Source organism: Vibrio nomapromontoriensis, assembly GCF_050337205.1.
Lineage (GTDB): Bacteria > Pseudomonadota > Gammaproteobacteria > Enterobacterales > Vibrionaceae > Vibrio > Vibrio nomapromontoriensis.
Genome location: NZ_JAKJSS010000009.1, coordinates 444,927 through 454,362, shown reverse-complemented (window position 1 = coordinate 454,362; position 9,436 = coordinate 444,927). Strand labels below are relative to the sequence as shown.

General features: G+C 42.3%; 12 protein-coding genes. 5 read left to right on the top strand and 7 right to left on the bottom strand.

Annotated elements, in window-relative coordinates; all coding sequences use genetic code 11:
- Positions 1–461: 461 nt before the first annotated feature.
- The gene (gene malK, locus L4D05_RS13095; RefSeq protein ID WP_428753217.1) at positions 462–1,571 is read left to right on the top strand and encodes a maltose/maltodextrin ABC transporter ATP-binding protein MalK; all 1,110 of its coding nucleotides are present in this window, start codon (positions 462–464) and stop codon (positions 1,569–1,571) included.
- Positions 1,572–1,635: 64 nt separating this feature from the next.
- On the opposite strand, the gene L4D05_RS13090 is transcribed toward malK, so the two are convergent.
- The 3 genes from L4D05_RS13090 to L4D05_RS13080 all read right to left on the bottom strand — a co-directional run bounded on the left by L4D05_RS13090 (position 1,636) and on the right by L4D05_RS13080 (position 3,443).
- Entirely contained in the window at positions 1,636–1,887 is a 252-nt protein-coding gene (locus tag L4D05_RS13090) for a hypothetical protein (RefSeq protein WP_428794285.1), read from the bottom strand.
- A gap of 89 nt (positions 1,888–1,976) precedes the next feature.
- A complete protein-coding gene (locus L4D05_RS13085) occupies positions 1,977–2,711 on the bottom strand; it encodes a curlin repeat-containing protein (protein ID WP_428794284.1) in 735 nt (244 codons plus the stop codon).
- A 66-nt stretch (positions 2,712–2,777) separates the two neighbouring features.
- Positions 2,778–3,443 (bottom strand): curlin subunit CsgB, encoded by a 666-nt coding sequence (locus L4D05_RS13080; RefSeq protein ID WP_428794283.1) that lies wholly within the window; start codon positions 3,441–3,443, stop codon positions 2,778–2,780.
- Between the two features lie 578 nt (positions 3,444–4,021).
- On the opposite strand from L4D05_RS13080, the gene L4D05_RS13075 reads away from it, so the two are divergent.
- Genes L4D05_RS13075 through L4D05_RS13065 form a run of 3 tightly spaced genes read left to right on the top strand, consistent with a single transcriptional unit; the run spans position 4,022 to position 5,690 of the window.
- A complete protein-coding gene (locus L4D05_RS13075; protein WP_428753231.1) occupies positions 4,022–4,408 on the top strand; it encodes a CsgE family curli-type amyloid fiber assembly protein in 387 nt (128 codons plus the stop codon).
- Positions 4,409–4,424: 16 nt separating this feature from the next.
- A complete protein-coding gene (locus L4D05_RS13070) occupies positions 4,425–4,835 on the top strand; it encodes a curli assembly protein CsgF (RefSeq protein ID WP_428753211.1) in 411 nt (136 codons plus the stop codon).
- A gap of 18 nt (positions 4,836–4,853) precedes the next feature.
- Positions 4,854–5,690, top strand: a complete 837-nt coding sequence (locus L4D05_RS13065) for a CsgG/HfaB family protein (protein ID WP_428794282.1) — start codon at positions 4,854–4,856, stop codon at positions 5,688–5,690.
- A gap of 131 nt (positions 5,691–5,821) precedes the next feature.
- On the opposite strand, the gene L4D05_RS13060 is transcribed toward L4D05_RS13065, so the two are convergent.
- From L4D05_RS13060 to L4D05_RS13045, 4 genes are all read right to left on the bottom strand, one after another.
- Positions 5,822–6,058: a hypothetical protein gene (locus tag L4D05_RS13060; protein ID WP_428794281.1), complete on the bottom strand. Its 237-nt coding sequence runs from the start codon at positions 6,056–6,058 to the stop codon at positions 5,822–5,824.
- A complete protein-coding gene (locus L4D05_RS13055) occupies positions 6,055–6,639 on the bottom strand; it encodes a thioredoxin domain-containing protein (protein ID WP_428753206.1) in 585 nt (194 codons plus the stop codon). Before L4D05_RS13055 ends, L4D05_RS13060 begins: the two co-directional genes overlap by 4 nt.
- Positions 6,640–6,811: 172 nt before the next feature.
- Positions 6,812–7,489 carry a LuxR C-terminal-related transcriptional regulator gene (locus L4D05_RS13050; protein ID WP_428753205.1) on the bottom strand — a complete coding sequence of 226 codons (678 nt, stop codon included), beginning with the start codon at positions 7,487–7,489 and terminating at the stop codon, positions 6,812–6,814.
- A 297-nt stretch (positions 7,490–7,786) separates the two neighbouring features.
- Positions 7,787–7,987 carry a restriction endonuclease subunit S gene (locus L4D05_RS13045; protein ID WP_428794280.1) on the bottom strand — a complete coding sequence of 67 codons (201 nt, stop codon included), beginning with the start codon at positions 7,985–7,987 and terminating at the stop codon, positions 7,787–7,789.
- 491 nt (positions 7,988–8,478) lie between these two features.
- On the opposite strand from L4D05_RS13045, the gene L4D05_RS13040 reads away from it, so the two are divergent.
- Positions 8,479–9,435 (top strand): AAA family ATPase, encoded by a 957-nt coding sequence (locus tag L4D05_RS13040; protein WP_428753201.1) that lies wholly within the window; start codon positions 8,479–8,481, stop codon positions 9,433–9,435.
- The last annotated feature ends 1 nt before the right edge of the window (position 9,436 follow it).

Sequence of the window (9,436 nt, the reverse complement as noted above, 5' to 3'; positions counted from 1 at the left end):
GCCCCCTACTCCCCTACTACTCCCCCTATAATTATTTCTTACGGGAGGATGTCTAGATTACCTGATTCTAGGAAACTGCAGTCATCCAAGAGTGGATGGTAAGAACCCTTTCCAGCAGACTCATATAGGTTAAAGCCATATAGGTTAGAGCGCTGGTTTTACATCGCTGGCATCGTTAAGTAGACCCAGGTTGAAATGCAATAAGTAATTTAGTTTACGGGGGATGCATTCGGTCTGAGTCGGGGGATACTGACGACTTCTTAGCGTTGAGGGTGGCGTTATCGTACGACGCCACCCCTTTTTCTTTCCATCAGGGACTTTGAGCAATAAATCGATGCATTGCATTATTCTGTGGCAACACAAAATTTCCCATACTCACTGACCAATTTCCTATTATTAGCGGTTCAATTATCTCTATAATGACCGGCAAAAAGAAATAAAACGAATCGAGGACGAGCTACATGGCGAGTGTCACGTTAAAAAATGTTAGTAAAGCGTACGGCGACGTACTGATCTCCAAAAACATCGACCTAGAAATCAACGAAGGTGAATTTGTTGTTTTTGTTGGACCGTCGGGCTGTGGTAAATCAACGCTACTACGTTGCATTGCAGGTTTGGAAGACATCACGTCCGGTGATTTGTATATTGGTGACGAGCGCATGAATGACGTTGAACCGTCAAAGCGTGGCGTTGGTATGGTGTTCCAATCTTATGCCCTTTATCCTCACTTAAACCTATATGACAACATGTCGTTTGGTCTTAAGTTAGCGAAAGCCGATAAAGCTGAAATAGACCGTCGTGTTGAACACGCGGCTGAAATCCTACAACTTGGTCACCTTTTAGAGCGCCAGCCTAAGGCACTTTCTGGTGGGCAACGTCAACGTGTCGCCATCGGCCGAACTTTGGTGTCTCAACCTAACCTATTCTTACTCGACGAACCGCTATCCAACTTAGATGCCGCTCTTCGCGTCAATATGCGTGCGCAAATCACTAAGCTACAACGCCAGCTCGGTTGCACCATGATTTATGTCACACACGATCAGGTAGAAGCGATGACCATGGCTGATAAGATTGTGGTGTTGGACGCCGGTTGGGTATCTCAAGTTGGTAAGCCTTTAGAATTGTATCACTACCCTGAAAACCGTTTTGTTGCTGGCTTCATTGGCTCACCAAAAATGAACTTCATGAGCGTATTCATTGATGACGCTGAAGCAGATCGAGTAAAAGTTCAGCTATCTGACGGTGATTCTTTCTGGATTCCCGTTGATGGTACAACGGTTAACCGTGGTGATCGCATGTCACTAGGAATTCGCCCTGAGCATCTTCTTCTCGCAGATGAAGCCGACGCCAAAGTTGAAGGGGAAGTGATGATCGTTGAAAAACTTGGCAACGAAACTCAAGTCTACCTTAACCTTGAAAGCGCCGACGCGGACGTTATTTTCCGTCAACCTGACACTCTATCTGTTGAAACGGGCGATAGATTCGCTATCGGTATTCCAGCTCACCGTTGCCACTTGTTCCACAGTGATGGTCGTGCTTGTCGCCGCCTGTATAAAGAAGCCGGTTTATAGAGTGCAAGAATAGCCAATATTTAAACCACTTTGGCTTGTAAGCTATCCCCTAACTTCATAGAAGTTAGGGGATTTTCTTTTCTACCTGCTTCGTACAATCAGCATTCACAATCCAGCGACGTCCGCTATTCTCATCCAACACTTCCAATGGAAATTGTGTCGTACCCAACCTATATCGAACAACCCCGTTGCTGCTGTCTACCCTCAACGTGTTGCGATGGTGAGTAACAATGGTTAAAACGCCACTGTTTGCTCCTCGATTAGGCTCAATCTGCACATATTCTTTCGTGACCAAACACATTAAAGGACCACTCATTACAGACGCACTAATATCAAAACTTATCGTTAGACAAACGATAAAAACGGCGCAAAGCGCCGTTTTTATTGCTACGAGAAGACAAGTCATTAGTTTTGTTTAATGTACACCGCATTATGATCGGCATTAGAGATAAATACGCCGGCATAATCACCTGTTGTTTGGCTAATATAAATACCTGACGTACTATTAAACTGGTTGTTGTCGTCATTGTGACTCGCATTGTTAAACGACACTTCAGCTAAAGAGTTACTGTGACCCGCTTTTTGCAAAATATAAACTTCATTGTCATCACTATTGCCTCTAGCTCCGACATTCGCTTTAAAGTTTGAACCTTTTTGATCTATATCGACTCTGTTATCATCACTGTTTTGACGCATTGCAACACGAGCTTGGTTACTAGACCCTCTTTGCAAAATTTCCACATCGTTACCGTCACTGTCTCCACCAAATCTCACCCATGCTCTTGCATCATCGTTTTGGATGATTTCGACATCGTTATGGCCACTATCACCCCACGCTTGAACAAGGGCATTATTATCTTCACGATGTTGCTTAATCGTCGTATTATTATCATTACCACTGCCAGTGTAATCAACAACGGCTAGATTACCATCACTCAATGGAACAACGCCTTGAACAATTGAGACATCCCCCCAATCACCACCGTCCATCAAGACGAGGGCTGAGTTATCCCCTGCAGGTAATGAATAACTCGCTACTGCATTCTTAATATGTACGTTAGAGACACCGGGAACGGTCGGTACCGCAGCCACTGATGCCGAAACCAATAATGCTGAAATTGAAAGTGCTAGTTTTTTCATAGCAATAATTCCTATATTGTCTAAAATTCGCTTCCTTACGAAGCACTTGTGATTACGCGATTCAAATCAAGGTGTTGTTTGATTCACATAAATACCCATATTAGATGCGCCGACAATTAATATTTGGTCGCCACCATCTTGATTAACACCATAATTAGATCCACCTCCATCAACTATAAAAGCAATGTTATTATCATTGGTTTGGTTAAGACTTATATCGCTACCAGAATAAGAAGAATAAGCCGTTGAATATTGATTCAATATTGCTATATTATATTCTCCATCTTGAACAACCAACCCATGATGACCAACCCCGTGCTGTTTAATATTTGCCGAGTTGTCGTGACCTGACTGCTTAACCATCGCAAGATTTGCTTGACCGTCCTGCCTTATCGAAGCCTGACTATTCATGGTATCTGATTGTATAATCACCGCACCATTACTCCTATAGCCTCCTCCTTCCTGTTCTATAATAGACTGATTATACTGAGAGTTTGACACAACCACTTTTGCATAATTACTATAACCGCTACTACTCGTAGCCACACTCAGTTCATCAAATTCCATGAGGTCACTGTTGCTTATTCCATTACCAAAATCACCAAACTCTCCATTTAAATCAAAAGAGATTGAAGCATTGGCTACTGAAGAAAAGAACAACGTAAACACACAGAAGACTGCCATTTTTAAAGCTTCGATAAAATAACTCCACAATCTTTCCATCGTATACATTTTAATAACCATGTTGGTTCAATTTCCCTATAGGTGATAGTAAGATATAAACCAAATAAAACCACATGCGATACTACCTTGTAATATTCACCTAAAGATTAAAGTAGGTAAGGAAACATAACCATAAACTAAAATAGAATTTTCCTCACATAGTCGCATCATTTATATCTACACCCTCCTATCAATTAGAAACCTTCGATCTATATTATTTATACTATTTCTAACGCTATAGTTTATGGCTCACATCACGGCTAATATTTATAATTTTAATATCTAATAACGATGATAAAGAAAGCAAAAATATCTACCGATAAAGTACCAAGAAAAGGATTTCGGGTATGTGGAATATTTCAGGTAAAAGGATAAACCTAAGCATATGGCGCTTAACAAGGCACAAGCAACATAACGCCTATACCTATATGAAGGATAGGTTCTCAGTCGGTGCAACTTGTATCTTTCAATTCCAACCACTATTCAGTTTCATTTACGCTGTAACTCTATTGTGGGTTGTTAGTTCATCAGCAGTGGGTGAAGGTCGGAGCCTGCTTAACCAACCTGCAGAAAAATCTAAATCTTCAATCGAGTCAAATCAAAAACTAGAACAAGACTCTGGAGATAAAGCTGGATTCACTAATTTTAATGAAGTGGATGGGCTGATTGTCGACCGAACAATCACTCGTCTAGGAGAAGATTTTTATTTTTTCTTCGCACAACGTCTTAATGACACCTACCCCGAACTCAAAGAAAACCTAACCGTATCAGAAATTCCTACTGCTTTATCTGGCAGCATCATTGAAGTATTTCATTCAAGAAAAGTTATTTACCGCACCGCACTTTCCCCTGGTCGCCAGCAAGCAAAAGACCGCGCAAATGATGCTATTCGTGTTGTCAGCAACTACATCGTTCGTTGGGAAGCTGAGCGCTTATTTCAAGACACTTACGATCTCGATCATGAAGAATTCTAAGTTTAAGGATACAAGGATGAAACATTTAACCCCGATTATCGCACTCATCGTTGTCATAGCTACTAGCACAACGTATGCGAGTGAACTTGTTTATACCCCTATCAACCCAAGCTTTGGTGGGAACCCCCTAAACAGTACCATTCTTATCAATCATGCTACTGCGATAAATGATTATAAGGACCCTAACGCGTCAAGCTTTGACTTTGAAGAAGAAAGCGCACTCGATAGGCTCGCCTCAAGCCTAGAGTCTCGCTTAATTAGTCAACTGCTTGCCGATGTCGGTAACGGCAATACCGGTCAACTCGAAACCGATGACTTCTTCCTCAATATTGTTGATTCAAACGGTTCACTTCTGGTGCAAATTGTCGATAAGTCCACAGGTGAATCAACGGAAATTCAGGTTTCTGGCCTAAATCCCGACCTCTAAAATTACAAGGATAGTATTATGAAAGGTCTCTTTTATTTATGTATGGCTTTATTGCTTGGGGGCTGTGCAACATCATTGGATATACCCGATACCTCCGCAGAGCCAAAACTGATGCCTCGCGGCGCAACCTATACCGATTTGATCTCACTACCCAAGCCCGCAGGTAAAATTCTTGTCTCAGTCTATGATTTTAGGGACCAAACAGGTCAATATAAACCGCAACCGAATAGTAATTTCTCTACTGCGGTGCCCCAAGGAGGCACCTCGTTACTAACGACGTCACTATTGGATTCAAAGTGGTTTATCCCTCTAGAGCGAGAAGGGCTACAAAACCTACTAACAGAACGGAAAATCATTCGTGCTGCTCAGAAAAAAGATAAGGTTATTTCCAATCACGGAGCCGGCCTTTCTTCACTCAACTCGGCAAACGTGGTGATTGAAGGTGGAATTGTGGCTTACGATTCTAATATTCGTACCGGTGGAGTCGGCGCTAAGTATTTGGGCATCGGCGCATCTGGTCAGTACCGAACGGATCAAGTTACCGTCAACCTTAGAGCCGTTGACGTTCGAAACGGGCAAGTACTATTGAGTATCACAACCTCTAAGACAATTTCGTCTCATGAACTTGGGCTAGGCGCATTCCGATTCATCGACTACAAAGAGCTACTAGAAGTCGAAATGGGATACAGTAATAACGAGCCTGTTAACATCGCCATTATGTCAGCGATAGATGCAGCAGTCATTCATCTAATCATCAAAGGAATGGAGCGTGGCATGTGGTCGTCTAGCGACCCTGACGCAAATTCTAATCCCATTATTGCAAAGTACTCTAATGCAAAAACCGAGATTCTATAACCGTGTTTAAGACGATAAACGGTAGATAAAACAATAAGCAACAAATAGGGCTATGCGGAAAAAGGATATTACCCGTAGCCCTATTTTTTTACCCTTGATCAATGGGAACTGGCCATAAAGTTAATTACACCCTAAGGCTGGTTAATTGCGAATCCTACTGCAAAGAGCCAGCTTGTCACGGCTAACATCAGCATTGGCAGATAAACCATAGGATGATAAGGGTAATGATACGCGATACCGACACAGACCGCACTCAAGGCATTGAAGCACCAAGTTAACGACCGTTTTGATTGGAAACCGCCCAACACGGCTGGTGCACAAAGTACGCTGAAACAAATCATCGTTACCGCAAAATCTTGTTCCATCATGATGCTAGTAACTCCGCGATTAATGCATCGAGGTCCTCAAAACTATTAAGCCGATGCAACACTACTTGCTTATTGCCATTAACGACAATCGTAGGTGTGGCATTAATACGATAAGCTTTCACTAGCCGATTAAAATCTTCTACTTGATCGTTCACTGACTGACAACGACTTTCAAATTTGTCTTGTTGCACACCACACGTATCAAGAACCTCAACAAAATCCTCTCTATACTGAGGGGCGTGATTAGCGCGAAAATGAATTCTGTGAATCAATTCCTCAATGAATGATTTCTCTAGCCCCTGCTCTTTGGCAACAATAAACGCCTCTTGCACATCACGCCCAACCGGGCCGACACCTACAATAATTTCCCTAAAAGTCGCATTGTGTTTTTTAACAATTTGCATAATAGGGCCATGAACCATGGCACAAGGTCCGCAAAATGGAGAGTGGAATAACATGACCTGAGGCTCAATGCTTGGGGCATGCGTTAAGGTAAGGTAGTGCTGTCCCGCTTTATACGGCGATGCTACAGCAGAAAATTGAACGAGGGTAAATACCATCAAAGCAAACAGGGATTTCATTGGTAATCTCTAGCTAAAAACCTGAGCGCTACCATAACGAAACATTAATTACTGATGAATTCTAAAATATGTAGAGATAAGAAGGAGAAATTGAAAAACAATAGAAGGGAGTCACCTCTCTTCTATTCACATCATTCACGTGGTATGCGCTTTAAACACGAGCCTCAATCACTTAAACAAATTCGTTAGATGCAATATTGTTTTTTGCCCATAGCAAGGCTTGTAGACGGTTTTTCACTTTTATTTTCTTAAAGGTGTTGTGTAGATGTGCTTTCACTGTGTTCTCGCTAACAAACAACGAATCTGCGATCTGCGTATTAGACGCACCATCCCCCAGTAACTTAATAATTTGCTGCTCGCGTTTCGTTAACTTGGAGTAATAAGGACTGGTTTTGGCGCATTGACGGCCACGATAAAACTTGATGTATTCAAACACCAGTTTGCGACTCATCCACATTTCACCACGCAAAATGCACTCAAAGCCCGTAACCAGCTTATCGAGGTTATCAGTTGAATAAAAAATACCCACCAAATGCTGCCACTTTAACATATCTGCATGGGAAAGCTCAGGAGACGTATTGATTAGAATTTCTTGGACATCAGCAGAAAGATGCTCTCGCAAGTCTTGGTATCTTTCTATATGTTTCTCCGTCATTGCCGGGTGATCGACAATAACGATATCGAAATGATATTCTTTTAGACTAAGCTTACAACTACTGAGTCGATCTGGAGAGATAAGCTTGATACTAAGATCAACCTTCTGCTCTATTGAATCTTTCAGTAAGCTTGACTGTAGGTTATTTTCCGCCAACAAAATCGCTTGTCGGGTCTCAACTTCTACGGTCGGCATAACACACTCCCTTGTTTGCGTGGATTCCCGAAAAGTAACTCTAAAGTTAACCTCTTATTTACTTTCGTCAAGTGTTGCATTTAAGACATTCACGAGAAGAACAAAGTTAATGTTATAACTATCAGTAAATTATAGTCATCGTCTCAGATATGAGATCTCTTATCATTATTAAGTCATTGGTTAGATCTATGACTACCCAACATAATTACTAAGTGTAGTCGAATTGATTCATATTAAGCGGATAAATGGCGGTGCTATGATAACACCGCAAGGGTAGCCTAGAATTCGTGGTACTGATTAGTGAAGAGGGGCTGTATTCTTTTCGCTAAACTTACCAAAGTATTGCTCTAAAATTTCTGGCGTCAGCTTGCCTTCTTCTTCCAACTTCTTCAGTGTTTGCGCGATTTCACGTTGCTCTTCAATTGACGGTAAAGACACTTCTGGCTCTCCTTCTGTTTGAACAGACATTGCTTCTAGTTCTTTCTCAAAATCACTCATAACCCATTACCTTTACTAATTTTACCAATATGAAATTTCATCAATAAGATGCTTAAAATTCTGGCTAGTTTACTGGTTTTACAATAGCGAGGCTAGCGACAAGTCTAATCCCTCTATCTTTATAAAGGTCACAGAATGCAAAGCGTGTCAGAAAATAGCTATTTCGCCTACAAATGCTAAAAGCTTTCGTACAAAATACGTACTATCTACGTCTGTAATTCCTACATACCTTACCCAAACATAACACCTACTATGACGGATGCATATTCTCTGCTATAGATTCATTCAAAGGGGATTGAACAATCCTCTCTAACGCCCTACATTATCGGGTATCGCAAATTCGACAAACGTCATAACTAGCTTGACAAAACAATGACATAACAGATGGAACTTTGTGAACCGTAACGCCTCTACTTAATACGTCTAGATGATTTATATAAGCCCGTTATGTCATTTGTCGTGGCTAGCTATCGATAAGAAGGAAATAATACATGCCTATGCAAGCCTTTCAACAACTCCAAGGTTACCTTGAGACCCAAGTCATTGGCCAAGAAGCGTTGGTAAAACAATTGCTCATCGCCCTACTCGCCGACGGGCATATTCTTGTTGAAGGACCTCCAGGACTCGCAAAAACAAGGGCAGCAAAAGCACTAGCAGATTGTATTGAAGGCAGCTTTCATCGTATCCAATTTACACCAGACTTACTGCCATCCGATCTAACTGGTACTGATATCTATCGCCCAGAAAGTGGCGAGTTCGAATTTAAAGCGGGCCCTATTTTCCATTCTTTACTGCTTGCGGATGAAGTCAACCGCGCACCGGCAAAAGTACAAGCTGCCATGCTTGAAGCAATGGCCGAAAAACAGATCAGTGTAGGGCAAACCACCTACCCATTACCCGAGCTATTTCTTGTGATGGCCACACAAAACCCAATTGAGCAAGAAGGGACATACCCTTTACCAGAAGCACAGCTAGACCGCTTTTTATTGCATCTTGAAGTCGATTACCCGGATGCAGAGAGCGAGTTAGCCATCCTCAAGCTCAATCGTGGCGAGGCACTTGGTCATACCATGCAACCACAACAAGCCATTTCACAATCGGATATTTTCAAGGCTCGCCAGCAAGTTCTCTCTATTCATATGGCAGACACTATTGAACGCTATATCGTTCGACTGATTGTCGCGACTCGTCAGCCCACTCAATACAGCGACAAATTAGCAAAATGGCTAGAAATGGGCGTGAGCCCACGAGCCACAATCGCATTAGATAGAGCAAGCCGTGCCCATGCTTGGTTAGCCGGGCGAGACTTCGTTAGCCCAGAAGATGTACATGCCGTCATCTACCCTGTGCTGCGCCACCGCTTGCTACTTAGCTACCACGCTCAAGCCGAAGGGATCACCGGAAATGATGTGGTTGACGAGCTTCTTAGCACTGTTGCTTCTGCGTAAC